At 56.8% G+C, this 25,564-nt stretch carries 22 protein-coding genes and 1 pseudogene; 16 read left to right on the forward strand and 7 right to left on the reverse strand.

Annotated elements, in window-relative coordinates; genetic code table 11:
* Positions 1-10: 10 nt before the first annotated feature.
* Positions 11-1,795 (reverse strand): diguanylate cyclase, encoded by a 1,785-nt coding sequence (locus ACOTXF_RS05200; protein ID WP_047745464.1) that lies wholly within the window; start codon positions 1,793-1,795, stop codon positions 11-13.
* 119 nt (positions 1,796-1,914) lie between these two features.
* Complete coding sequence (locus ACOTXF_RS05205) at positions 1,915-3,024, reverse strand: AI-2E family transporter (protein ID WP_008503245.1); 1,110 nt, start codon at positions 3,022-3,024, stop codon at positions 1,915-1,917.
* A 168-nt stretch (positions 3,025-3,192) separates the two neighbouring features.
* Here ACOTXF_RS05205 and ACOTXF_RS05210 point away from each other — a divergent pair, with 168 nt between their 5' ends.
* From ACOTXF_RS05210 to tauD, 7 genes are all read left to right on the forward strand, one after another.
* Positions 3,193-3,576: a GFA family protein gene (locus tag ACOTXF_RS05210; protein WP_047745463.1), complete on the forward strand. Its 384-nt coding sequence runs from the start codon at positions 3,193-3,195 to the stop codon at positions 3,574-3,576.
* Positions 3,577-3,829: 253 nt separating this feature from the next.
* Complete coding sequence (gene mmuP / locus ACOTXF_RS05215) at positions 3,830-5,230, forward strand: S-methylmethionine permease (protein ID WP_047745461.1); 1,401 nt, start codon at positions 3,830-3,832, stop codon at positions 5,228-5,230.
* Positions 5,217-6,149, forward strand: coding sequence for a homocysteine S-methyltransferase (mmuM, locus tag ACOTXF_RS05220; RefSeq protein ID WP_047745458.1), 933 nt, complete (start codon positions 5,217-5,219; stop codon positions 6,147-6,149). The genes mmuP and mmuM overlap by 14 nt, the downstream gene beginning before the upstream one ends.
* Positions 6,150-6,373: 224 nt before the next feature.
* Positions 6,374-7,336: a taurine ABC transporter substrate-binding protein gene (gene tauA, locus ACOTXF_RS05225; RefSeq protein ID WP_023293188.1), complete on the forward strand. Its 963-nt coding sequence runs from the start codon at positions 6,374-6,376 to the stop codon at positions 7,334-7,336.
* A 10-nt stretch (positions 7,337-7,346) separates the two neighbouring features.
* Positions 7,347-8,114, forward strand: coding sequence for a taurine ABC transporter ATP-binding subunit (tauB, locus tag ACOTXF_RS05230; protein WP_023343464.1), 768 nt, complete (start codon positions 7,347-7,349; stop codon positions 8,112-8,114).
* Entirely contained in the window at positions 8,111-8,938 is an 828-nt protein-coding gene (tauC, locus tag ACOTXF_RS05235) for a taurine ABC transporter permease TauC (protein WP_008503401.1), read from the forward strand. The genes tauB and tauC overlap by 4 nt, the downstream gene beginning before the upstream one ends.
* The gene (gene tauD, locus ACOTXF_RS05240) at positions 8,935-9,783 is read left to right on the forward strand and encodes a taurine dioxygenase (protein WP_008503402.1); all 849 of its coding nucleotides are present in this window, start codon (positions 8,935-8,937) and stop codon (positions 9,781-9,783) included. The genes tauC and tauD overlap by 4 nt, the downstream gene beginning before the upstream one ends.
* 106 nt (positions 9,784-9,889) lie before the next feature.
* Here the strand turns inward: tauD and ACOTXF_RS05245 are convergent, their stop codons facing one another.
* Together ACOTXF_RS05245 and hemB are read right to left on the reverse strand one after the other, a co-directional pair.
* On the reverse strand, positions 9,890-11,590 hold the full coding sequence (locus tag ACOTXF_RS05245; protein WP_047745454.1) for a lysophospholipid acyltransferase family protein: 1,701 nt from the start codon (positions 11,588-11,590) through the stop codon (positions 9,890-9,892).
* A 127-nt stretch (positions 11,591-11,717) separates the two neighbouring features.
* Entirely contained in the window at positions 11,718-12,692 is a 975-nt protein-coding gene (gene hemB, locus ACOTXF_RS05250) for a porphobilinogen synthase (RefSeq protein ID WP_021241687.1), read from the reverse strand.
* Positions 12,693-13,145: 453 nt separating this feature from the next.
* Here hemB and ACOTXF_RS05255 point away from each other — a divergent pair, with 453 nt between their 5' ends.
* The gene (locus ACOTXF_RS05255) at positions 13,146-15,920 is read left to right on the forward strand and encodes an autotransporter outer membrane beta-barrel domain-containing protein (protein ID WP_045416733.1); all 2,775 of its coding nucleotides are present in this window, start codon (positions 13,146-13,148) and stop codon (positions 15,918-15,920) included.
* A gap of 93 nt (positions 15,921-16,013) precedes the next feature.
* A pseudogene (locus tag ACOTXF_RS05260) lies at positions 16,014-16,636 on the forward strand (helix-turn-helix domain-containing protein).
* 2 nt (positions 16,637-16,638) lie between these two features.
* Here the strand turns inward: ACOTXF_RS05260 and ampH are convergent.
* Entirely contained in the window at positions 16,639-17,799 is a 1,161-nt protein-coding gene (gene ampH, locus ACOTXF_RS05265; RefSeq protein ID WP_008503291.1) for a D-alanyl-D-alanine-carboxypeptidase/endopeptidase AmpH, read from the reverse strand.
* A 204-nt stretch (positions 17,800-18,003) separates the two neighbouring features.
* Here ampH and ACOTXF_RS05270 point away from each other — a divergent pair, with 204 nt between their 5' ends.
* The 3 genes from ACOTXF_RS05270 (at position 18,004) to ACOTXF_RS05280 (ending at position 20,985) form a co-directional block, all read left to right on the forward strand.
* Complete coding sequence (locus tag ACOTXF_RS05270; RefSeq protein WP_023343468.1) at positions 18,004-18,537, forward strand: isochorismatase family protein; 534 nt, start codon at positions 18,004-18,006, stop codon at positions 18,535-18,537.
* Positions 18,538-18,652: 115 nt separating this feature from the next.
* The gene (sbmA, locus tag ACOTXF_RS05275) at positions 18,653-19,873 is read left to right on the forward strand and encodes a peptide antibiotic transporter SbmA (protein WP_021241683.1); all 1,221 of its coding nucleotides are present in this window, start codon (positions 18,653-18,655) and stop codon (positions 19,871-19,873) included.
* A gap of 14 nt (positions 19,874-19,887) precedes the next feature.
* On the forward strand, positions 19,888-20,985 hold the full coding sequence (locus ACOTXF_RS05280) for a DUF1615 domain-containing protein (protein ID WP_047745450.1): 1,098 nt from the start codon (positions 19,888-19,890) through the stop codon (positions 20,983-20,985).
* Here ACOTXF_RS05280 and ACOTXF_RS05285 read toward each other — a convergent pair.
* On the reverse strand, positions 20,982-21,281 hold the full coding sequence (locus ACOTXF_RS05285; protein ID WP_008503287.1) for a DUF2755 family protein: 300 nt from the start codon (positions 21,279-21,281) through the stop codon (positions 20,982-20,984). The genes ACOTXF_RS05280 and ACOTXF_RS05285 overlap by 4 nt on opposite strands.
* A gap of 247 nt (positions 21,282-21,528) precedes the next feature.
* On the opposite strand from ACOTXF_RS05285, the gene ACOTXF_RS05290 reads away from it, so the two are divergent.
* On the forward strand, positions 21,529-21,765 hold the full coding sequence (locus tag ACOTXF_RS05290) for a DUF2754 domain-containing protein (RefSeq protein WP_008503286.1): 237 nt from the start codon (positions 21,529-21,531) through the stop codon (positions 21,763-21,765).
* Here the strand turns inward: ACOTXF_RS05290 and ddlA are convergent.
* Positions 21,762-22,862, reverse strand: a complete 1,101-nt coding sequence (gene ddlA / locus ACOTXF_RS05295; protein WP_047745449.1) for a D-alanine--D-alanine ligase — start codon at positions 22,860-22,862, stop codon at positions 21,762-21,764. The two genes, ACOTXF_RS05290 and ddlA, sit on opposite strands and share 4 nt — an antisense overlap.
* Positions 22,863-22,965: 103 nt before the next feature.
* Here ddlA and ACOTXF_RS05300 point away from each other — a divergent pair, with 103 nt between their 5' ends.
* From ACOTXF_RS05300 to iraP, 3 genes are all read left to right on the forward strand, one after another.
* Positions 22,966-23,649, forward strand: a complete 684-nt coding sequence (locus ACOTXF_RS05300; RefSeq protein WP_316937125.1) for an extensin family protein — start codon at positions 22,966-22,968, stop codon at positions 23,647-23,649.
* Between the two features lie 167 nt (positions 23,650-23,816).
* Positions 23,817-25,031: a multidrug efflux MFS transporter gene (locus ACOTXF_RS05305; RefSeq protein ID WP_008503282.1), complete on the forward strand. Its 1,215-nt coding sequence runs from the start codon at positions 23,817-23,819 to the stop codon at positions 25,029-25,031.
* Positions 25,032-25,240: 209 nt separating this feature from the next.
* Positions 25,241-25,501, forward strand: coding sequence for an anti-adapter protein IraP (iraP, locus tag ACOTXF_RS05310; protein WP_021241678.1), 261 nt, complete (start codon positions 25,241-25,243; stop codon positions 25,499-25,501).
* Positions 25,502-25,564: the final 63 nt, after the last annotated feature.

The following is a 25,564-nucleotide window of genomic DNA, read 5'->3' on the forward strand; positions in this document are numbered from 1 at the left end:
AGAATCAGCCTCAGCCCGCCTCCAGCATCCCAAAACTCACAATCCGCGCACGGCCCAGCTCTTTCGCCCGGTACAAGGCCACATCCGCAGCGCGCAGCAGATTGTCGGTCTGGGCATGTTGTGGGTAGCTGGCAATGCCAATCGACACGTCCACCGGCCCAATCTCGGTCAGCCCGTAGCGAAGCGACAGCTCATGCACGCCGGTGTAAATCTTCTGCGCGCAGGCGTACGCTTCTGCTTCATCGGCACCGGAAAGCAGCACCAGAAACTCCTCGCCCCCGTAGCGGAATGCCAGCCCGTTGTCATGTGCGGCCCGCTGAACAATTGACGCCACGCTTTTGATCACCAGATCGCCCGCTTCATGGCCGAAACGGTCATTAATGCTCTTGAAGTGGTCGATATCAATCATCATGCAGCTTAACGGCACGCCGGTGCGTATCGCCTGTGCCGTTTGGGTTTGCAGGGTATCTTCCAGATGATGACGGTTACGCAGGCCGGTGAGCGGGTCAAACAACGCTTTTTCCAGCAACGCGTCGCGCAGACGCTGGTTGGCCAGCGCCAGCCCGAGCGCCTCGGCCATCAGCTCCAGATACGCGCGGGAAGGGGCATTATCCGCCGTGATATTCTGGAAGGAGAGCAGGCCAATGGCCTCACCCTGAGCGATAAGCGGCACGCAAAGCGCGCTTTCCGCCTGGGATGCCGGAAGATGATAACAGGCAATATCCGGCTCGCCGTTCACCGGCGGGTGACTCTGCCCGCGACGCACGGCCCAGCACTCGTCCGGGTGGAACGTCGTCTCTTCACCAACCGGCGAAAGCCATTGCGCGACGCAGCGCATCTGCCACGGCTCGCGGTCAAGGACGTAGAGTCGGCCCGCGATCCCCGGCGCGATATTGGGGGCAAACAGCTCCGCCACGTTAATCACATCGTTAAAGTTCTCACAGCCCTGCAGCCGCTGGGTCATGCGCGCCAGCAGCTCGCGGATGGCCCAGTCGGCATCGCGCTCTTTTTCCAGACGCTGCCGCGCCAGGCCGTTTTCACGGAAGATGCTAATGGCCTGAGCCATATCGCCTATCTCATCGATCTGGTTGAAATTGGGCGTTTCAACCGCGTAATCCTGGGATGCCAGGCGGTGCACCACGTCGCTCAGGCGCACCACGGGACGCAGCACGCGGCGCTTTAATATAAAGCCGAGTACAAACAGGAACAGCAGGGCGGTCAGGCCGACCGTCAGCTCAGAGGCGGTACGCAGCGCTTTCGATTTTTTTGTCGCATCTTTAACGGAGCCGATAACGCGCTTGTCGAGTATCTGGCGAAAGTGATCGATCTGATTCTGCGCGCGATCCAGCTCCTGCTCATAGGGCTGACCATAGAGTAAGGCAACGGCCTGGGCGTCTTCACCGCGTTCCAGGCTGGCGAGGGCGGTTTGCTGTTCGTCCTGCAGCTCATCGATGATTTTTATGCCTTCGCGCAGCAGGGAGAGCTCATCATCCGATGCGCCGTTATCCTGCAGCTTTTCCAGCCGAAGCTCGATGCGCTTCAGGCTGTTTTCTGCCTGGTTATATTCCTTGAGCACCTGAGGATCTTTTTTAATGGCGTACAGCCGCGCTAGATCAGACTGCGCCCAGATATCGGTTTCGATATCTTCCGTCAGCTGATCAAATTTCTGCCGTTGTTCAACGGCCTGACGCTCGAGGGTATCCGCACTGGACGCCATCAGCATGATGATGCCGGAGGCGATGGTCAGGCAGACCGTGGCCCCATAGGCCCAGTTTGTTATCGTCGCGATTCGCACCAGATGATCCTTTTACGACATGAGTAGGATGGCGTTCTTCAAATTATAGAAAACGTCTGATTTAAGGCGAAAAAAAAGGCGGCACGGCGCCGCCTGGTGTGGTCTTTATCGTCACGTCCTTACAAATCTGGAGGATTTTTTCCTTCTTCGATGAAATCCGCGTCCAGCTCTTCGGCGTTGCCTTCGTGATCGCGTCCGGAGAAGAGGTTCCAGCAGGCGATAAACAGCGCGGCGATGAGCGGCCCAATCACAAAGCCGTTAATGCCGTACAGCTCCATGCCGCCGAGGGTGGAGATCAGAATCAGATAGTCCGGCATTTTGGTGTCTTTCCCCACCAGCAGCGGGCGCAGAATATTGTCCACCAGCCCGACGACGATCACGAAGAAACCGACAATAAACAGCCCCTGCCAGATCTGGTGCGTGGCGAACAGGAAGATAGCGGCAGGCACCCAGACAATCGCCGAGCCGATGGCGGGCACCAGCGAGAGGAAGGCCATCAATGCGCCCCAGAGCACGCTGCCGTCGATACCGGCAATGGCAAAGGCAATCCCGCCGAGGATGCCCTGAACCACGGCCACCGCCGCCGTCCCTTTTACCGTGGCGCGCGACACGCCGACGAATTTGGCGAACAGATGCTGCTTGGCAAAATCGGACAGGGGCAGGGAGTCGAGGATCTGGCGTACCAGATACGGGCCGTCTTTCAGCAGGAAGAACAGCAGATACAGCATGATGCCGAAGCTAATCGCAAAGCCAAAGGTGCCTTTGCCGATCAGGAACGCGCTGCCCGCCAGATACTGTCCGCCCTGCAGCGCGACGTCGGAGAGTTTTTTCTGGATCTGCGCCGCGTTGGTCAGGTTGTGATCCGCGAGGAAGCCGCTGGCCCAGTCAGGCAGGTGGTTGAAGATGCTCGCCACCACTTCCGGGAACTGGGTGTTGTTCTCCTGCAGTTTGGTGTAAACCACGTTCAGCTCAATGGCGAGCGAGGAGAGGATCACCATCAGCGGAATAAAGACGATCAGGCAGATAATACCGATGGTCAAGAGCGAGGCCAGCCCGTTGCGATCCCCCAGCGCGGCGCGCAGCTTGTTTTTTACCGGATTGAAGATAACGGTCAGAATGGCGGCCCACAGTATCGCGGAGAAGTAGGGCGACAGCACGTCGAAGAAGGCCCAGGTCACAAGGGCGAGAATGAAAATAAAGAAACCTTTAGTCAGTCCGTTAAAGCGCATCAGTCAGTCCTGGTTACTAAGAAACTGTGACGACTATAGAACCGATTTGAGGATTTACCAATAATTCTGCGGCTGGCGTGCCGGGCGATGGCTTCGCATGACCTGGCCTATAAATCCTCAATAGTGTGTTATGTTTTGATGAGATTTTAAACAGCTCAGGACGACAGTATGGAAAAGGTTTTTTCAGGCGGGTGCTTATGCGGCGCGGTTCGCTTTAATGCTGCGAACGGGGGCAATGTGCATACCTGCTCGTGTGATATCTGTCAGAAACACACTGGCGCACAAACCGTCGTATGGATTGAATTCCCTGCGGAAAACGTGCAATGGATCGGCCCGGGCGGACGTCCGGCGACATGGCGATCGTCGGACTACTCCAGCCGGGCGTTTTGCCCCACCTGCGGCAGTTCAATTGGCGCAATTGATGATGCACCCACCATTGCCTTTTTTACTGGCGTGTTTGACGATCCGGACCAGTCGGAGTTTGCCCCGGAAAATCACGCCTTCGACGACATGAAGCCTGCCTGGTGGCGACATACCATGAGGGAAGCGTAAAAGTATGATCTGAGAGTTCATCGATACCACTTTCGACTGACCGAAGATCGCCTTTTCCCGCACCATGCTGTAAGTATCTGCTTGCGGAGGTGCTTATGGCCTGGCGTCCGATTCTCTATGTGATCCTCACAACCCATCCCAGACTCAGCGCGCGGCGCGCCCGTTTGCGTCTGGTCATCTAGCTTTTTATTAACAATCGCGGTATAACACACCTTCTTTGGATGTTTAGATGTCCATACGTATAGAAGGTAATATGCAAACACAACAAGAATATGGGCAGCTTAAGCGCACCATGAAAACACGCCACCTGATCATGCTCTCGCTGGGTGGCGTGATTGGGACAGGGTTATTCTTCAATACCGGCTACATCATTTCCACGACCGGGGCGGCGGGCACGCTGCTGGCGTACCTCATAGGTGCGCTGGTGGTCTGGCTGGTGATGCAGTGTCTGGGCGAACTCTCCGTGGCGATGCCGGAAACCGGCGCGTTCCACGTCTATGCCGCGCGTTATCTTGGCCCGGCGACGGGCTACACCGTGGCGTGGCTCTACTGGCTCACCTGGACGGTGGCGCTCGGTTCGAGCTTTACCGCCGCGGGCTTCTGCATGCAGTACTGGTTCCCGCAGGTGCCCGTCTGGGCGTGGTGCGTGGTCTTCTGCGTGGTGATATTTGGCCTGAACGTCATTTCCACGCGCTTCTTTGCGGAGGGTGAGTTCTGGTTCTCCCTGGTGAAAGTCATCACCATCATCGCCTTCATTATTCTTGGCGGCGCGGCGGTCTTTGGCTTTATCCCGATGCAGGACGGTTCCCCCGCGCCGGGCTTAAGCAACATCACCGCCGAGGGCTGGTTCCCGCACGGCGGCCTGCCGATCCTGATGACCATGGTGGCGGTGAACTTTGCCTTCTCCGGGACCGAACTCATCGGTATCGCAGCAGGGGAAACGGAAAACCCGCACAAGGTCATCCCGGTGGCGATCCGCACCACCATTGCGCGCCTGATCATCTTCTTTATCGGCACCGTGTTTGTGCTGGCGGCGCTGATCCCGATGCAGCAGGCGGGCGTGGAAAAGAGCCCGTTCGTGCTGGTGTTTGAAAAGGTCGGTATTCCTTACGCGGCGGATATTTTTAACTTCGTGATCCTGACGGCGATCCTTTCGGCGGCGAACTCCGGGCTGTACGCCTCCGGGCGCATGCTGTGGTCGCTCTCTAATGAGAAAACGCTCCCGCGCTGCTTTGCCCGCGTGAACAAAAACGGCGTGCCGCTGACGGCGCTCTCGGTTTCTATGCTCGGCGGCGTGCTGGCGCTCTTCTCAAGCGTCGTGGCACCGGACACGGTATTTGTCGCGCTCTCGGCGATTTCTGGCTTTGCGGTGGTAGCCGTCTGGATCAGCATCTGTGCGTCGCACTTCGTCTTCCGTCGTCGCCATCTGCAGTCCGGCCAGCCGCTCTCTGCGCTGCAGTACCGTGCGCCGTGGTATCCGCTGGTGCCGGTCCTCGGGTTTATTCTCTGCGTGGTGGCCTGTGTTGGCCTGTGGTTTGACCCGAGCCAGCGCATTGCCCTTTATTGCGGGATCCCGTTTGTCGCCCTGTGTTATGGTGCCTATTACCTGACCCGAAATCTGACATCGCAGGAGCCTGAACATGTCGCAGAATAATCCGCTTACCGCCCTCCTTGAAAAGCAGCCGTTTGTGGTGCTGGATGGCGCGATGGCGACGGAGTTGGAAGCGCGCGGCTGTAACCTGGCAGACAGCCTCTGGTCTGCCAAAGTGCTGATGGAAAACCCGGAGCTTATCCGTGAAGTGCACCTTGATTACTACCGCGCGGGGGCACAGGTGGCGATCACCGCCAGCTACCAGGCCACGCCTGCGGGCTTTGCGGCCCGCGGCCTGGACGAGGCGCAGTCCCGAATGCTGATTGGCAGAAGCGTGGAGCTGGCGCGTAAGGCGCGTGAAGCGTATCTGGCTGAAAATCCGCATGCGGGCACGCTGCTTGTGGCGGGCTCCGTTGGGCCGTATGGTGCCTATCTGGCGGATGGCTCAGAGTATCGCGGTGACTACGTGCGCAGCGCTGAGGAGTTTACGGCCTTCCACCGCCCGCGCGTGGAAGCGCTGCTGGACGCGGGCGCTGACCTGCTGGCCTGCGAAACGCTGCCGTCTTTTGCCGAGATTAAGGCGCTGGCGGCCCTTCTGGCCGGGTATCCCCGCGCCCGGGCGTGGTTCTCCTTTACCCTGCGGGACAGCGAGCACCTGAGCGACGGCACGCCGCTGCGTGACGTGGTCAGCGTGCTGGCCGACTCTCCGCATATCGTCGCGCTGGGCATTAACTGCATCGCGCTGGAAAATACCACGGCGGCGCTGAAGCACCTGCAGAGCCTGACGTCGCTGCCGCTGGTGGTCTACCCGAACTCGGGCGAGCATTATGATGCGGTGACCAAAACCTGGCACCACCACGGCGAAGCGTGTGAGACGCTGGCGGGGTATCTGCCCCAGTGGCTGGACGCCGGAGCGAAGCTGATTGGTGGCTGCTGTCGCACCACGCCGAAGGATATTGCTGAGCTTAACGCGAAGCGCTGAGTTTTTTGCCGGGTGGCGGCTGCGCCTTACCCGGCCTAGGTATAGCACAATGTGTAGGCCGGGTAAGCGCAGCGCCACCCGGCATAAAACAACCGCACAAAACCAACTATCCTTTCCCATTTTTTATCTAAAAACGAATCGTTATGAGCGATTCATTTTTATTCCTTTATCAAAATTCCCGCGTTGGAAATACTGCCCTCATAACAACAAGGGGAGCAGGCACTATGGCAATTTCATCGCGAATCACACTACTCGGCGCGCTGGCGCTGTGGGCATTTCAGGCGCAGGCGGTGGACGTCACCGTCGCGTATCAAACTTCTGCGGAACCGGCGAAAGTCGCGCAGGCGGATAACACCTTTGCCAAAGAGAGCGGCGCGAAGGTCGACTGGCGCAAGTTCGACAGCGGCGCGTCCGTGGTGCGTGCGTTAGCCTCCGGCGACGTGCAGATCGGCAATATCGGTTCCAGCCCGCTGGCGGTTGCGGCCAGCCAGCAGGTGCCGATTGAGGTGTTCCTGCTCGCCTCGCAGCTCGGTAACTCTGAAGCGCTGGTGGTGAAGAAAAACATCACCAAACCGGAAGACCTGATCGGCAAACGCATCGCCGTGCCGTTTATCTCCACCACCCACTACAGCCTGCTGGCGGCGCTGAAACACTGGGGCATCAAGCCGGGGCAGGTACAAATTATTAACCTCCAGCCGCCGGCGATTATTGCGGCCTGGCAGCGCGGCGACATTGACGGGGCCTATGTGTGGGCGCCTGCGGTGAACGAGCTGGAAAAAGACGGCACCGTGCTGACCGACTCCGAAAAAGTGGGCCAGTGGGGCGCGCCGACCCTCGACGTGTGGGTCGTGCGCAAAGACTTCGCCGAGAAACATCCTGAGGTGGTGAAAGCCTTCGCGAAAAGCGCGATTGACGCCCAGCAGCCGTACATCAGTAACCCGGATGAATGGCTGAAGCAGCCCGCCAACCTGGAGAAACTCTCCCGCCTGAGCGGCGTGCCGGAAGCGGACGTGCCGGGGCTGGTGAAGGGCAATACCTATCTGACCCCCGCGCAGCAGGTGCAGCAGCTGACCGGGCCGGTTAACAAAGCGATTGTGGATACCGCCACCTTCCTGAAGGAGCAGGGCAAAGTGCCCGCGGTAGCGGCGGATTACAGCCAGTACGTGACCGATCGTTTTGTGAAATAAGGAGTTCGTCATGCTGAATATTACAAATCTGTCTGCCGATTACGGTGGTAAACCCGCCTTACAGGACATCAACCTGACGCTGGACAGCGGTGAGCTGCTGGTGGTGCTGGGCCCGTCCGGGTGCGGAAAAACCACGCTGCTGAATCTCATCGCCGGGTTTGTCCCTTATCAGCATGGCACCATTCAACTGGAAGGCAAAAAGGTGGAGGGCCCCGGCGCCGAGCGCGGCGTGGTCTTCCAGAATGAAGGCCTGCTTCCCTGGCGCAACGTGCAGGAAAACGTGGCGTTTGGGCTGCAGCTTGCGGGCATCCATCGTGAACAGCGGCTGGAAACCGCGCGGGCGATGCTGAAAAAAGTGGGGCTGGAAGGCGCGGAAAAACGCTATATCTGGCAGCTTTCCGGCGGCCAACGGCAGCGTGTCGGGATTGCCCGCGCGCTGGCCGCGAATCCGCAGCTGTTGCTGCTGGACGAGCCGTTCGGGGCGCTGGATGCCTTCACACGCGAGCAGATGCAAACCCTGCTGCTGCGCCTGTGGCATGAGACGGGCAAGCAGGTGCTGCTGATTACCCACGATATCGAAGAGGCGGTGTTTATGGCGACCGAGCTGGTGCTGCTCTCGCCCGGGCCGGGCCGCGTGCTGGAGCGTTTGCCGCTGGATTTTGCCCGCCGCTACGTCGCGGGAGAACCCGTGCGCAGCATCAAATCCGACCCGCTGTTTATCGAACAGCGTGAATACGTCTTAAGCCGCGTGTTTGAACAGCGGGAGGCTTTCTCATGAGTATCGTCTTCAGTGAAAAAACGCGCCGCACGCGTCTGGCGCTGCGCTGGCCTTTCTCACGTCAAATCACGTTGAGCGTCGGCACGCTACTGGTGCTGCTGGCGGTGTGGTGGGCAGTTGCTGCCCTGCAGTGGGTCAGCCCGCTGTTTCTGCCGCCGCCGGGACAGGTGCTGACCAAACTCATTACCATCGCCGGCCCGCAGGGCTTTATGGATGCCACGCTCTGGCAGCACTTAGGTGCCAGCCTGGCGCGTATTCTGGTGGCGCTGCTGGCGGCGGTGATTATCGGCATTCCCGTGGGGATTGCGATGGGGCTGAGCCCGACGGTGCGCGGCATCCTCGACCCGCTGATTGAGCTTTACCGCCCGGTCCCGCCGCTGGCCTATCTGCCGCTGATGGTGATCTGGTTCGGCATCGGTGAAACGTCAAAAATCCTGCTGATCTATCTGGCGATTTTCGCCCCGGTGGCCATGTCGGCGCTGGCGGGCGTGAAGAGCGCCCAGCAGGTGCGGATCCGCGCGGCGCAGTCGCTGGGGGCCAGCCGTACGCAGGTGCTGCTGTTCGTGATTTTACCGGGCGCACTGCCGGAGATTTTAACCGGGCTGCGCATCGGCCTCGGCGTGGGCTGGTCCACGCTGGTGGCGGCTGAGCTGATTGCCGCCACGCGAGGGTTAGGGTTTATGGTGCAGTCGGCGGGTGAGTTCCTGGCGACTGACGTGGTGCTGGCAGGGATCGCGGTCATTGCCGCGATCGCCTTCGGATTAGAACTGGGGCTGCGCGCGTTACAGCGCCGCCTGACGCCCTGGCATGGAGAAATACAATGAGTGAACGTCTGACCATTACCCCGCTGGGGCCGTACATTGGCGCACAGGTTTCGGGCCTGGATGTGACCCGTCCGCTGAGCGATAACCAGTTCGAGCAGCTGTACCACGCGGTGCTGCGTCATCAGGTGGTGTTCCTGCGCGAACAGGCGATCACCCCGCAGCAGCAGCGCGCGCTGGCCCTGCGGTTTGGCGATCTGCATATCCACCCCGTCTATCCGCATGCGGAAGGGGTGGAGGAGATTATCGTCCTCGACACCCACAACGATAACCCGCCGGATAACGATAACTGGCACACCGATGTGACCTTTATCGAGACGCCGCCCGCCGGGGCGATTCTGGCGGCGAAGCTGCTGCCGGAGACGGGGGGCGATACGCTGTGGGCCAGCGGCATTGCGGCGTATGAGGCGCTCTCCGAGCCGTTCCGGACGCTGCTGAGCGGGCTGCGGGCGGAGCACGACTTCAAAAAATCGTTCCAGGAGTACAAGTACCGTAAAACGGAAGAGGAGCATCAGCGCTGGCAGGAGGCGGTGGCGAAACATCCTCCGCTGCTGCACCCGGTCGTGCGCACCCATCCGGTGACGGGCAAGCAGGCGCTGTTCGTCAACGAAGGGTTCACCACGCGCATCGTGGACGTGACGGAAAAAGAGAGTGAGGCGCTGCTCAGTTTCCTGTTCGCGCATATCACCAAGCCGGAGTTCCAGGTGCGCTGGCGCTGGCAGGAGAACGATCTGGCGATCTGGGATAACCGCGTGACGCAGCATTATGCCAATGCGGACTATCTGCCGCAGCGCCGGATTATGCAGCGGGCGACGATTTTGGGCGATAAGCCGTTTTACCGCCCCTGATCCTGTAGTACCCATAGGCCGGGTAAGCGCAGCGCCACCCGGCGAAAACGGTGCACAATTGCCGGGTGGCGGCTACGCCTTACCCGGCCTACAAAATACCGCACATTTAAAGGTGCGCCTCAATATACCGCTGATAGCGGTTCGCCTTCAGGTAACACAAATCCACCAGCACCAGGCCGTCAACGCAGTTGTTGAACGCCGGGTCGCTGCCAAAATCAATAAACTGCACGCCGCCGGGCTCGCACAGCTCGGAATATTGCTTGTAGAGCGGCGGAATGCCGCAGCCAAGATTGCCGAGCAGGGATTTCAGCTTCGTCAGATCGTCCACGTAATCCACGCCGCCAAACTGCGCCAGCACGTCCGGCAGGGATGCGGGATACGGCTGGCGCGAGGCGGCGAGCGGATGCGTCGCCGGGAACCACAGGCGGTAAAAGGCGACCAGCAGATCCCGCGCGGCAGGCGGTAAGCCGCCGGAAATCGAGACCGGGCCAAACAGGTAGCGGTAGTGCGGATAACGCGCCAGATACGCCCCAATGCCGGACCATAAATAGTCCAGGCCGCGGCGCCCCCAGTAGCGCGGCTGAATAAAGCTGCGCCCCAGCTCAATGCCGTGTTCCAGCACGTCCTGCATTTTGTCGTCGTAGTGGAACAGGCTATAGCTGTACAACCCCTCAACGCCGCGCTTTTCGATCTGCATGGCCGTCGGCATAAAGCGATACGCGCCGACGATCTCCAGATCCTCCTCATCCCACAGGATCAAGTGCAGATAATCATCGTCGTAGCAGTCGGTGTCCCGGCGTTTGCCGCTCCCTTCCTCCACCGCGCGAAAGGCAATCTCGCGCAGGCGGCCCAGCTCCCGCAGCAGCGGGGCGTCTTCCTGACCGTTGCGCTGCCAAAGATAGATGGTTTTCCCGTCGCTGGTTTTGCCCAGAGATTCGGCCTGCGCCAGCGCGCGCTTCAAAGTGGCCCGGTCTTCCGGACGGGCAATCGCGCACTGGGTTTTAAAGACGCCGGGCACTCCCTTGCCAAGACGCATCACGTGCTGACGGCACTGCTCGGCCATCTCACGCGACGAAAGGGTGGCGCTGTGCCAGTGATGCCACGCAATCTGCTGGCCGATTTTAATCGGCAGCTGGCTGTGGCGGCGGCGGAACATCTGCTGCATCAGCAGCAGCATCGACAGCGTCGGGGAGACCAGCGTGCTGGCGTAAAAGAGCAGGCTGTTGTGCGCCTGAATATGCACCGGCAGCAGCGGGACGCGCAGCTTGCCGGCGAGTTTGATAAAGCCAGAGTGCCATTTCTTATCGCGAATGCCTTTGCGCGTGGGGCGGGAAACTTCGCCTGCCGGGAAGAAGATCAGTACGCCCGCGTTTTGCAGGTGCTGTTCCATCTGCACCAGCGACGACTTCGCCGTCCTGCCGCCCATATTGTCCACCGGAATAAACAGCGAGCTGAGGGGCTCAAGGTGGGTCAGCATCCGGTTGGTCACGACTTTAACGTCGCGCCGCACGCGGGAGACGGCGTACAGCAACGCCAGACCATCCAGCGTACCCGTCGGGTGGTTGGCAATGATGACCAGCGGGCCATGTTCGGGGATTTGTTCGAGATCGCGGGCGGAAACGGTGCAGAGAATATCCAGGTGTTCCAGAACCTGCTCCACCATATCCAGTCCTTTCAGATGGCGGTGGGCGGCGGCAAACTGCTGAAACTCGTCTTCGTAGAACAGTCTTTTTAACAGACTTTTTTGCCAGGGGGCGGGCCTCGCCTGAGGCCAAAGATCGTCGAGAACGCTATCGAGGCTAAACATGGTCACTCCTCCTGCCGTCTTGCGAAGACAGTAGAAGGCGCAGATGTCGGTTGTATTGCAGTTGGGTGAAGATTTGAGCAGAGAGCAGGCCGGGTAAGGCGAAGCCGCCACCCGGCGCTAAAGCGGATTAACGCAGAATTTTCTTCTCGGCCAGATCCAGGGCGAAGTAGCTGAAGATCAGATCCGCGCCCGCGCGTTTGATCGCGCCCAGGCTTTCAAGGATCACTTTCTCTTCGTCGATCGCCCCTGCCAGCGCGGCGAACTTGATCATTGCGTACTCGCCGCTCACCTGGTAAGCGCCCAGCGGCAGCTCGGTGCGTTCGCGGATGTCGCGCAGGATATCAAGGTACGCGCCAGCCGGTTTTACCATCAGGCAGTCTGCGCCCTGGGCTTCATCGAGCAGGGATTCACGAATCGCTTCGCGGCGGTTCAGCGGGTTCATCTGATAGGTTTTACGATCGCCTTTCAGCGCCGTGCCGGCTGCTTCACGGAACGGGCCGTAGAAGGAGGAGGCAAATTTGGTGGAGTAGGACATGATGGCGGTGTCGGTGAAACCGGCCGCGTCCAGCGCCTGACGAATCGCCTGAACCTGTCCGTCCATCGCCGCAGACGGTGCGATGAAGTCCGCACCCGCAGCGGCCGCGACGACCGCCTGCTTGCCGAGGTTCAGCAGGGTAGCATCGTTATCCACGCCGTGATCGCACAGCACGCCGCAGTGGCCGTGAGAGGTATATTCACAGAAACAGGTGTCGGACATCACCACCATTTCCGGCACCGTCTCTTTGCAGATGCGGGACATGCGGGCGACGAGGCCATCTTCCTTCCACGCGTCGCTGCCGGTGGCGTCGGTATGATGGGAGATGCCGAAGGTCATCACCGAGCGGATCCCCGCGTTGGCGATACGTTCGATCTCACGCGCCAGATATTTCTCCGGAATGCGCATGACGCCCGGCATGGCCTCGATGGCTTTGTAGTCATCGATCTCTTCTTCAACAAAAATCGGCAACACCAGATCGTTTAAGGTCAGGGTTGTCTCTTCAAACATAGCGCGCAGTGCAGGTGACTTACGCAGACGGCGGGGACGTGCAATTAAATCGGTCATGGTATGCCTGATGTTTGTGGAACAAAGAGGGCTAGTGTACCTCAAAGTGGCGACGGGTGTTTTACTAAAGTGGGCATTTTGCTTTTGCGAAATGCAGCAGAAGAGTTTGCCTGTTACCAATAATATATAATGCAGGACAGTATAACGCTGAGAGAAGAATGAGATATTTGTGTTATTTCTATATGGAAATGAATGTATCATTAAAAATGATTTATTATTTTTTATGATATTTCCCTGATTGCTTTGCCCGTGCATTAACATTTTGTTTTTATAATATTTATTTTATGACGCCCTGTGCGTTGTGGTCTGAATCTGTTTTTTGTCTGAATGCGGACTTAATGGAAACATTCATTGAACCTTTTCGAAATGAAACTGCATAATTCCCTCCGCAATTAAATATTGCAAATTCATTGATGGACAAACTTGCTTACGTCCCTGAGGAGGGATGACCCAATGCAAACATGGAAAAAGAAACTCGTTGTATCTCAACTTGCATTAGCCTGCACCCTGGCTATCGCTTCTCAGGCCAATGCGAAGGATATTTCCGGTACGACATATAATACCTTCGGATACGATAATACAGCGACCACTCCCTGGTATTATGGCTATGCCGACTGGGATTTCTCAGATGCCATCCACGATGGTGATATTTACCCGGTGATTAATAAATCCACCGTGAATGGTGTTATTTCAACGTACTATCTCGATGATGGCATCAATGGTCGGGCGAATGCGTTGAGTATTTCCAACAGCACCATTAATGGCATGATTACCTCTCAGTGTATTACCGCCACCTGTGCTGATGGTCTGGATGCCGACGGCACCCAACATGCTCAATACGATCGTTTTAGCCTGACCGTTGATAATTCCACCCTTAACGATACGTACGAGCATTATGCGTATGATGTCGTGAATGGGGAAAATACGGAAAGACACTATCTGGATACGTACGATCTGGGTAATGCGATTACCCTGGATGTGGAATCGGATATTGTTATCCAGAATAATTCTCACGTCGCGGGGATTACCCTGACGCAGGGGTATCAGGAACGGGATAATACCCCGTACGACGGCGTTGAAGGCGTAGCCAACAGCAGCAAGGTCTTTACCGACACGCTGCTGGTAAAAGATTCGGTACTGACTTCCGGTGCGTACCGCGATTTAGGTACCAGCGGATTCTACGGCCAGACTGCGAAGCCGAGCGACTATAGTGAAACCGACGCGACAGGGGCAGATGATGCCGCGCTGATTGTTACCGCCAGCGCGTCTGATAACGCGATGCAGACCGCTGCCACCTTCGATCACTCCACCGTTACGGGCGACATCCTGTTCTCAAGCACCTTCGACAACAACTTCTACCCGAACGGCGATCCGGCAACCGATACCACCGAAGACGGTGTCTATAACCCTACCACCAACGGCTGGGACGGCACCGATAAGCTGGATGTCACCCTGACCAACGGCAGCAAATGGGTCGGTGCTGCGCAGTCCAGCGTTGAGGCTATCGGCACGACGCAGATGTATGGCCAGGGCTACAGCAACGTAGACTGGCGCACGCTGTCCCCGAACAGCATTTGGCCGGATTCCACCTATGACAGCAACGCACATGTTGCGGGTGAAGCGGTGTATCAGAGCGGTCTGTTTAACATTGCGCTGGATAACGGCTCCGAGTGGGATACCCGCAAGATGTCAAACATTGACACGCTGACGGTAAACAACCAGTCTCAGGTCAATGTTGAAAACTCAGGCCTGCTGGCGGATACCATCACTCTGACCAATGCTTCCTCATTGAACATCGGCGACAACGGCGGCGTGGCCACCGACCATCTGTATCTGGACAGCGATAGCCGTGCGGCACTGACGGAAGAAACGGCCGAGCTGTATGCCAACACCATCACCGTGGATAACGGTGCAGAGCTGGCGCTGGGTCTGGGCCAGGTTGATACGCACACTATGGTTCTGACCGATGGCGGCGTGCTGAATGTTGCCAGCCGCGATTACGTGCTGAACAGCGATCTGAACAACGCACGCTATATCACTAACGACAAGCGCAGCGCCGATTATGACTACGGCGTAGTGGCCATTCACTCTGACGGCCATCTGGCGGTGAACGGTGACGTCGCAGGCAACTATAAAGTCCGTATCGACGACGCGACCGGAGCAGGTTCCGTCGCTGATTACAAAAATAAAGAGATTGTCCGTGTCTATGACAATAACGCAGATACGGCGGCCAGCTTTACTGCCGCAAACAAAGCCGATTTAGGTGCTTATACCTACCAGGCGCAGCAGCAGGGTGACACCGTCGTTCTGCAGCAGAAAGAACTGACCGACTATGCCAATATGGCGCTCAGCATCCCTTCTGCTAATACCAATATCTGGAATCTGCAGCAGGATACCGTAGGTGCGCGTCTGACCAACAGCCGTCACGGCCTGGCGGATAACGGCGGGGCGTGGGTGAGCTACTTCGGCGGCAACTTCGACGGTGACAACGGCGTTATCAGCTACGATCAGGACGTGAGCGGTATTATGGTGGGTCTGGATACCCAGATTGACGGTAATAACGCGAAGTGGATCGTCGGTGGTGCGGCAGGTTTCGCGAAGGGCGATATCAGCGATCGTACCGGTCAGGTCGATCAGGATAGCCAGACGGCGATGATCTACGCGTCAGCGAAGTTCATGAACGATCTTTTCCTCGACAGCTCCCTGAGCTACACCCGCTTCAACAACGATCTCTCCGCTAACATGAGCAACGGTCAGTATGTTGACGGCAATACCACCAGTGACGCTGTTGGCTTTGGTCTGAAGCTGGGCTATGACTGGAAGCCAAACCTCTCTGGCTACGTAACACCATACGCAGCCGTATCGGGTCTGTTCCAGTCAGGCGATGATTATCGCCTCAGCAATGACATGCGCATGGATGGACAATCATACGATAGCCTGCGTTATGAACTCGGTGTTGATACGGGTTACACCTTCAACTACGGCGGCGATCAGGCTCTGACCCCTTACTTCAAACTGGCCTGGGTTTATGACGACGCCGATAACAATGCCGATATTAACGGTGACAGCATTGATAACGGCGTGAAAGGTTCAGCTGTTCGTGTTGGGCTGGGCACCCAGTTCAGCTTCACGAAGAACTTCAGCGCTTACACGGATGCCACATATCTTGGCGGCGGCGACGTTGACCAGAACTGGGGCGCAAACCTGGGTGTGAAATATACCTGGTAATGAATAAAGCGGGGGAGGGGGTATCTCCTCCGCTTTTTAGCGAAGCAATAAAAATAATATTGAACCGACAAATACGGATGACTTGAGGTCTGCATGAACGTTAATGCGAAACCACTTTCTGAATTACGCCGGCTCGAACAGGGGTTAATAGCAGCCAGTACCCCTTTTACATGTGCACCCCAACAATTAATTACGTCGGGCGAATCGAATGAGCCTCGCACGATCGTATTACAAACCGGCGTTATTGAGATCTATCGCCCTTCTGATGAACTTCTGGTGGGGATTGCGACCGCCCCCTTTATTTTTGGTCTGGCTACGGTGATGATTAATCATTCACAGGAATACAGAGTGATTGCCAAAACGGCCTGTACCGGTTTTTATTTATCCACAGAAACTACCCGACAACAAATCCAGCAATTTTCACTGTGGAAAGAGGCCTTCAGCTGGTTATCCTGGATAAATTACATTCTTGAGAAGCGCGATAAGCAGCTGGTTGGCAATAACTCCTATCACCAGATCCGCGCGATGCTGCTTAATATGGCCGAGTGGGATGAAACGCTGCGTTCAAAATCGGTGTGATGAATCATATTCAGCAAAGCACACGCATTTCACGTTCTGTTGTTGCCGAGGTTCTGGCCGCCCTGCGACAGGGAAATTATATCAATATGAGCCGGGGCAAGCTGGTCAGCATCAACCGCTTGCCCACGGAATATTAATCTCAGTTGGATGCGGTAAGCACCTGGGCTTTATTGGCACTCAATTCCGCCACCAGGTTATTAACACCGTCACTCATATTGACGAAACGCGTATGCGGGGAGCGAGTGACCACCACAAACGCGCCCACGTTCGACTGCGGAATCATAGCCATATAGGTGATGAATCCGCCGCCGCCGCCGGTTTTCTGAATAATCCCCGGCCGGCCATTTTTCGGTGCCATATAGACCCAGCCCATGCCGAGCGCATCGGCTTTACCCGGCACGTCCATCCCGATGACCCGATGCAGCTGAGTACGCTGATAAATCAGGGTCTGCATACGGTCGGCCTGGCTGCTGCGAGAGTAGAAATCCGAAGAAAGGAACTGCTGCATCCAGCGCATCATGTCGCCAGGCGTGGAGTAAACCCCGCCGCTGCCCACGGCCGCCAGCGTGTTATTACAGGGGCTGGCGCCTTTCTCCGCCACCATCAGGCGACGACACTGGTCCGGGGACGGGGTGAACGTGGTGTCTTTCATGCCCAGCGGACGGGTGATCTGCTCTTCAAACAGCTGGGTGTAGGGTTTGCCAGCCGCCGTTGAGAGGGCATCCGCCAGCAGGTCAAACGCCAGGTTTGAATATGAGGCCTGCGAACCCGGCGCTGCCTTCAGCGTGGCGGTACTCAGATAGCTCCAGCGCTGGTCGCGCGTTGGCCAGACGAATACGTCACGATGCGCCGCGCCGCCTGGCTGTTCACGCGGCAGGGCGCTGGTGTGGGTAGCAAGGTTCACAAGCCGGATCGGCGTACCCTGATACGTGGGGACCCGGGCGCCTGGCGGCGCGTATTTGCTGAGCGGATCGTCGAGCTTCACCACGCCCTGATCGAGCAGTTTCACCAGCATTTCGCTGGTCATCAGCTTGGTTAAGGATGCTATGCGGATAACGGAATCCAGCTGCGGGTGAACGTTATTGCCCGGGCGCGTTTCGCCAAAGCTGCGAAATACACGCTGGTTTCCGTCGATAACGACCATCGCCATACCGGTCGCGCCGCTGCCGTAATAGATAAGGTTCGCGTAGCGATCGGCAATATCTGAAGCTAAAACGGGAGCCGTCAGCGGTTGGGCTGCCTGGGCGGTAGAGAAGCTCACCGCACACAGCGCGGCAAAAGAGAGCAGACAACGTTTCAACGAAAAGCATCCATGAAGTGAATGAGGAAAGTAATGGGTATTTATACTACTAATCGGTACCGTGCAATGCCCCGAATTGCATAACGATAGCGAGAAAAACGTAACCATGGGTAAATATGAACAATTTACTTGCGAGCCATCTCCCATTTTGTGACATCGGGCTTATGATAGGCACCAGTGTCACTCAATCTTACGGAGAACGGTATGTCTGAGAAGCGTGTGGTTATGGTTGTCGATATGCAGAACGGGGTGTTTGAAACCCCTCGTCATCAGCGCGAAAAGTGTGTCTCTCTGATCAACCAGCTTACGCAGGCAGCCGACACGGTGATTTTTATACAGCATACCGAGGCCGGGGGGTTGGAAGAGGGAAGCGAAGGGTTTGCGCTACTGCCTGAACTCCATCAGCCTGCTGGTGCGCTTTACGTGACCAAAACGGCCTGCGATGCCTTCTACAACACCGGGCTTGAGGCGCTGCTGCGGGAGCAGGGCATTCGCGAGTTTGTCATCTGCGGCTGCGCCACCGATTACTGCGTCGATGCGACGATCAAGAACGGCGTTAGCCGGGGTTATCACATCACCGTTGCCGAAGATGCCCATACCACCGCCAACCGTCCGGCTGCTGACGCACAGATCCTGATTAACCATCACAACGACGTCTGGCGTAACTTCATTGCGCCAGCGAATCCTCTCGCGGTGAAACGCACCGAAACAATTCTCGAAAACTGGAAAGCGAACTAATAATCAACCCGTGGGTCTGACCTTTTTGCCCGGGCCGGGAGTCTGGCGCGGGCAGGTTTATCGTGTGGTGACGTGTTGTACACAGCAACAGCCATAACAACAAGAAGGAAGCATTATGTTTAAGTCTTTTTTCCCAAAGCCGGGGCCTTTTTTCCTGTCGGCATTTATTTGGGCACTGATCGCTGTCATTTTCTGGCAGGCGGGCGGCGGCGCATGGCTGACGCGCATCACGGGGGCGACAGGTGAGGTGCCGATTAGCGCGGCGCGCTTCTGGTCGCTCAGCTTTATCGTATTTTATGCCTACTACACGGTATGTGTGGGGCTGTTTGCACTCTTCTGGTTCAAGTATTCTCCGCATCGTTGGCAGGTTTGGTCGATTTTGGGATCTGCGCTGATCATTTTCGTTACCTGGTTCATGGTGGAAGTGAGCGTTGCAATTAATGCATGGTATGCACCCTTCTACGATTTGATCCAAAAAGCGCTAAGCGCCCCGAATAAGGTTCCGATTGGTGAACTCTATGCCAGTCTCGTTAGTTTTACCGGCATTGCCATGATTGCAGTAACAGTGGCAGTGCTGAACAATTTCTTCGTTAGCCATTACGTTTTCCGTTGGCGTACAGCTATGAACGAATATTACATGGCAAATTGGCAACGACTGCGGCACATCGAAGGTGCTGCACAGCGTGTGCAGGAAGACACCATGCGTTTTGCCTCAACGCTGGAGGACATGGGGGTCAGCTTGCTTAATGCTGTGATGAAACTTATCGCTTTTTTACCGATTCTGATTGCACTTTCACCCCATGTGCCTGAACTTCCAATTGTTGGTCATTTACCCTATGGTTTGGTTATTGCCGCACTGGTCTGGTCTCTTATGGGAACGGGGCTTCTTGCTGTGGTGGGGATCAAATTACCGGGGTTACAATTTAAAAATCAGCGCGTGGAAGCGGCTTACCGTAAAGAACTCGTTTACGGTGAGGATGACCCATCACGAGCTGCGCCACCAACGGTAAAAGAGTTATTTCAGAACGTCCGTTTTAACTACTTTAAGCTCTACTTCCACTACATGTATTTCAACATAGCTCGTATTTTATATCTTCAGGCCGATACTGTTTTTGGAATAGTCCTGTTGTTCCCGTCAATTGTTGCAGGGACAATTACCCTGGGACTGATGACCCAAATTACTAACGTTTTCGATCAGGTCAGAAGTTCATTCCAGTACCTGATCAGCTCCTGGACCACGCTGGTGGAACTGATGTCCATCTACAAACGTCTGCGCAGCTTTGAACGCGAGCTGGACGATCGTGACCTGCAGGAAGTCACTAACACATTTAGCTAATACAGGACGTTGCTATGCCTTTTGCCGTACCGCGCGCGTTACCGTTGACCATACTGGCCGCTTTTGTGCTGGCAGGCTGTGCCGAAAAGGGGGCCGCTCCGCTCAAAAAGGGCGAGAAGCCCGTTGATGTGGCGAGCGTTGTGCGGCAGAAAATGCCCGCCAGCGTGAAAGATCGCAATGCGTGGGCAGACGCGCTGGCAAAAACCTTTGAGAGCCAAAAGATCGCGCCGACCGAGGAGAATATCTGTTCGGTGCTGGCGGTGGCACAGCAGGAGTCGATGTACCAGTCAGACCCGGCTGTGCCGGGGCTGAATAAAATCGCCTGGAAAGAGATCGACCGCCGCGCGGAGTCCATGCATATCCCGGTGTTCCTCGTGCATACCGCGCTTAAAATCACCTCGCCGAACGGCAAAAGCTACAGCGAACGGCTGGACACGGTGAAAACCGAAAAACAGCTTAGCGCTATTTTCGATGATTTCATCAACATGGTGCCGATGGGGCAGAAGCTGTTTGGCTCACTGAATCCGGTCCACACCGGTGGCCCAATGCAGGTAAGCATCGCGTTCGCGGAGAAACACACCGACGGCTATCCGTGGAAAATCGACGGTACGGTGCGCCAGGAGGTCTTCTCCCTGCGCGGCGGACTGTGGTTCGGCACGTATCACCTGCTGAACTACCCGGCGAACTACGATGAGCCGCTGTACCGCTTTGCCGACTTTAACGCCGGCTGGTATGCCAGCCGTAATGCGGCATTCCAGAGTGCGGTCAGCCGCGCAAGCGGCGTTAAGCTGGCGCTGGACGGCGATCTTATCGCCTACGGCAGCAGCGAGGCGGGAAGCACCGAGCGGGCGATCCGGAAATTATCGACAACGCTTGATATGAGCAACAGCGACATTCGCCGTCAGCTTGAGAAAGGCGACAGCCTGGCCTTTGAGAAAACGGATCTCTACAAGAAGGTGTTTGCGCTCGCAGAGCAGAAAAGCGGGAAAACGTTACCGAGGGCTATCCTGCCGGGTATTCAGCTGGAAAGCCCGAAGATCACGCGTAACCTGACCACCGCGTGGTTCGCAAAACGCGTGGACGATCGCCGGGCTCGCTGTATGGGGCTTTAACGGCGGCGGCGAAAGCGCAGCACTAATGCCACAACGCCCAGAATCATACATCCCGCGAGGAAGGGAATCAGGCCGAACAGGGTGCTGACGCCAAAGCCAATCTCAACTCGCGGGCGTCCGTTATCCTGCACCTGCATCAGGTGTTCATAAACGCCAGGCGCATGGACCAGCATATTGAGCAGCTGCGAGCCAGCCCAGAAGCAGAACAGGACAAACAGGGCATACGCGATATTACCCGCCGTGGAGGTTTTTGGTTTTCCGCCAAAAATCGGTTTCGACAATGTAAAGTCAGCCATGATGACCTCCGGATAAATCGCTCTGTTAATACGCTTCGTACAGGGTGAGTTTGACAGGTCATCGCATTTGTCAATATCAGAATCGTGGTAATTTACGCGACGGATTCCTCCTGGATTGTTGATTTCTGCAGCACGTCACAATTTATTAACTTAAGTGAAATTGCATCGCGTTTCAGAATTTCCGTATCTGCCACAGACCTGGCCGTAAAACTGTGAGAGGATGTCTTTTTTTCCTGCCGGAGTTGTTATGAAGCTCACGTCCAAACTACGCCGTGACTGGCACTACTACGCCTTCGCTATCGGGCTGATCTTTATTCTTAACGGTGTCGTGGGTCTGCTGGGGTTTGAAGCAAAAGGCTGGCAAACCTATGCCGTCGGGCTGGTGACCTGGGTCATCAGTTTCTGGCTGGCGGGGTTGATTATCCGCCGCCGTCCTGAAGAGACGACAGCGGATGAGGCAGCGTCGGCGAAGCGCGCCGATTAACCGTTTACGGAACTTTTAAGCGCGCTGTCGGCAGCGTGACGCTCCAGCGCCAGTTCGATCAGGCGGGTGATCAGTTCCGGGTAGCTGAGGCCGCTCGCCTGCCACAGCTTCGGATACATGCTGATGTTAGTGAACCCCGGCAGCGTGTTGATTTCATTGATCACCACCTCGTTTTCCGCCGTCAGGAACACATCCACGCGCGCCATGCCGCAGCAGCCGAGCGTCTGATAAGCGCGAATGGCGATCGCCCGGATCATATCGTTAACCGCCGGATCGAGATCCGCAGGCACGACAACCTGCGCGCCTTTATCATCAATGTATTTGGTGTCGTACGAGTAGAAGTCGCTGTTTAAGACCACTTCGCCGCAGGTGCTCGCCTGTGGAAAATCGTTGCCCAGCACGGCGCACTCAATTTCACGGCCTTTGATGCCCTGCTCAACCACCACTTTATGGTCGAACTCAAACGCCAGGCGGACGGCCTGGGTGAACTCAGCTTCGCTGGTCACTTTGCTGACGCCCACGGAGGAGCCCTGGTTTGCAGGCTTCACAAACAGCGGCAGACCCAATTCAGCGCTAATCTGCGCGAAGCTGTGCTTGTCGCGGTTGGCGCGGGTGAGCGTGACGAACGGCGCGATATTCAGCCCGGCGTCGCGCAGCAGGCGTTTGGTGACGTCTTTGTCCATGCACGCGGCGGAGCCGAGTACGTCCGAGCCGACGAACGGCAGGTTGGCCATGCGCAGCATCCCCTGCAGGGAACCATCTTCCCCCAGCGTGCCGTGCACGATAGGGAAGACGACGTCGATCTGAGCGAGAGCCTGTGCATTGCCTGCATCGATAAGCTGCCCCTTCGCGACGCCGGGTACGGTGGCGACGCTAATTTCTGAAGGATTCAGGGCGATATGGGCCGGATCGTGAGCATTCAGCAGATACTGGCTGGCATCGTTAACGTGCCACTGGCCCTGTTTATCAATGCCCAGCAGCACCACGTCGAAACGGCTTTTATCGATCGCATCAACGATATTTTTAGCCGATTGCAATGACACTTCGTGTTCCGCTGATTTTCCCCCAAAGACAATACCTACGCGCTGCTTAGCCATCTCACTCTCTTCCAGTCTGACGAAAAGCCAATAACATACCACGATGCCCGGCGGGTTTCGCGACCTTCTGCCATAATGTTTGGGGGAATGTTCAGGGGGGCGAGTGAAAGGAAAAACGCTGCTGACCGTTTTGATTCTTATCGCCGTCGCAACGGTGGGTTACCGCTGGTTGCCGCCTTACTACAACCCTTTCATACCGCTGGCGCTTGACGATCCGCCAGGCCGAATCACCCAGTATAAGCTTCGGCGCTTAACGCCCGAGGCCTGCGCAAGCCTGCTTGCGCAGGCTAATCAACGCGATCTCATCCGCACCCAGCCGGTCGCTGACAGCGCCGGGGAATGCCCGCTGAGCGACGTCGTGCGCGTGCGAGACTTCGGCCCGGTCGGCCTGAACGGCAGCTTTCTTGCCAGCTGTCCGCTGGCGCTCAGTTCAGCCCTCTTTATCAGCCAGCAGGCCCGGCCGCTGACAAAACGCTATACGGGCAGCGACCTCGCGCGTATCGATCACCTCGGCAGCTTTGCCTGCCGCAATATTTACCACCGCCCTGACGCGCGCCGCAGTGAACATGCCACGGCGGAGGCGCTGGATATTGCCGCTTTTCGTCTGGCGAACGGCGACCGCGCCACGGTGCTGAACGGCTGGAAGGCGGCCACGACGCAGCCCTGGCTAAAGGCGATGCTGGCGGCAAGCTGCGGGTACTACGGGAACGGTCTGGGGCCAGAGTACAACGCGGCGCATGCCAACCATTTTCATCTCGGAATGCGCGGTTTTGGCCTGTGCCGGTGAAGCATAATATTCCGCCAGAAAATGGATGAATTGTGACTTATTTCACAAATATGATGACTGGGAAGATAAAACACCAAAGTCGGTCAGGCCGCATCTCTGGTGCGACGTTAACACGCGTAACTTGCTAATCTGACGGCGAATTCGCCTAAAAATGAAGACTATTCTGTATGGAATCCTGGAAAGTTAATCTCATCTCGGTCTGGTTCGGTTGCTTCTTCACCGGGCTGGCCATCAGCCAGATTTTGCCGTTCCTGCCGCTGTACGTCTCGCAGCTGGGGGTCACCTCGCACGAAGCGCTCTCTATGTGGTCCGGCCTGACGTTCAGCGTCACCTTTCTGGTTTCCGCGATTGTGTCACCCATGTGGGGCAGCCTGGCCGATCGAAAAGGCAGAAAACTGATGCTGCTGCGCGCCTCGCTCGGGATGGCAATAGCCATTCTGCTGCAGGCCTTCGCCACCAACGTCTGGCAGCTGTTCTTTCTGCGGGCGGTGATGGGGCTGACGTCCGGGTATATTCCAAACGCCATGGCGCTGGTCGCCTCTCAGGTGCCACGCGAGCGGAGCGGCTGGGCGCTGAGCACGCTCTCCACGGCGCAGATCAGCGGCGTCATCGGTGGCCCGCTGCTGGGGGGCTTTCTGGCGGACCACGTCGGACTGCGCGCGGTATTTATCATCACTGCGGTTCTGCTGGTGGTCAGTTTTCTGGTCACGCTCTTTCTGATTAAAGAGGGAGGCCGCCCGGTTATCAGTAAATCTGAACGCCTCAGCGGCAAGGCCGTTTTCGCCTCGCTGCCTTATCCGGGGCTGATGATCAGCCTGTTTGTCACCACCATGGTGATCCAGCTCTGTAACGGTTCGGTGGGGCCGATACTGGCGCTGTTTATCAAGTCAATGGAGCCGGAAAGCACGAACATCGCTTTTTTAAGCGGCATGATTGCCGCCGTGCCGGGCGTATCCGCCCTGATTTCCGCGCCGCGTCTCGGAAAACTGGGTGACAGGATCGGTACGGCGCGCATCCTGATGGCGACGCTGATCTTTGCGGTGGTGCTCTTCTTTGCGATGTCGTTCGTCACCTCTCCGCTTCAGCTTGGCGTGTTGCGATTTCTGCTCGGCTTTGCCGATGGTGCCATGTTGCCTGCGGTACAGACCCTGCTGGTCAAATATTCCAGCGACCAGGTGACGGGGCGTATTTTTGGATATAACCAGTCATTTATGTATCTGGGGAATGTTGCCGGTCCGCTTATTGGCGCCTCCGTTTCCGCGATGGCCGGTTTTCGTTGGGTATTTGCGGCGACGGCGATTGTCGTTTTAATCAATATTATCCAGCTGGCTATTGCGCTGCGACGCCGCAGACAAATGGCGGAGGCGAAATCGGCGAGATAACGCTTTCGCAGATGTATTATATATTCTTATGGTAGCCGCATTTTTATATAACAAAATGCGGCGTCTTTTTATAGAAAAACGTTTCGCTCACGGCGAGGTCTCTTTATTTCCGTTTCTGTATCACTTTTGCATACCATAATTAATTTCTTCTCTTTGCATTATGGATTCAGAGTGATAACGTCAGATAAAACTGAAAAGGAACCGGCACGATGAAAAACCTCATTGCTGAATTGCTGGTCAAGCTGGCACAAAAGGAAGAAGAGTCAAAAGAGCTGGTGGCCCAGGTCGAAGCGCTTGAAATTGTGGTCACCGCGCTGCTGCGACAAATGGCGAAAACCGATCAGCAGGCGTTGATTGAGAGCGTGGAAGGCGCGCTGGAGAGCGTCAGGCCTGAATCGCAGGTACCGATTGAAGATGCTGAGATGCTCCACCAGTACGTAAAGAAGCTGTTAAGGCATCCGCGCAGCTAAACCGTCACAGGACGTAACGACGTGTCATAGAATTGTCATGCAGGATGCCTATAGTCGCTCTGT

It is taken from the genome of Enterobacter cloacae complex sp. IR53041, from assembly GCF_049238285.1.
In the GTDB taxonomy this organism is placed as follows: Bacteria; Pseudomonadota; Gammaproteobacteria; order Enterobacterales; family Enterobacteriaceae; genus Enterobacter; species Enterobacter roggenkampii.